Source organism: Dactylosporangium sucinum (assembly GCF_014647515.1).
Classification (GTDB): domain Bacteria; phylum Actinomycetota; class Actinomycetes; order Mycobacteriales; family Micromonosporaceae; genus Dactylosporangium; species Dactylosporangium sucinum.
In genome coordinates, this window is the sequence record NZ_BMPI01000005.1 from 267,360 (window position 1) to 267,742 (window position 383).

Genomic DNA, 383 nt, shown 5'->3' on the forward strand with positions numbered 1-383 from the left:
CGCGCCTCTCGAACCCGCGCCTCTCGAACCTGCCGCCCCTTCGAGCCTGCTCCATGATCCATGGAGACTTTTGGCTGCCAGGACGACCAGATCTTTCCCTTGATCATGGACGGTGGCCGCGATGAGGCGCTGCCGACCGTCGAGACCTAGCCAGATTCGGGCGACATATCCGATTTGTCGGGAAAACCCGGTGCGGGCAACCGCGGCGTGAGGGATACGCGGGGCGGCGTGAGCGGCGTCCGCCTCGGTTGGGCCTGGGGCGGCCAGGGTCGGCCCCGCGAGGGTCGGCCCCGCGAGGGTCGGCCCCGCGAGGGTCGGCCGCGCGAGGGTCGGCCGCGCGAGGGTCGGCCGCGCGAGGGTCGGCCGCGCGAGGGTCGGCCGCG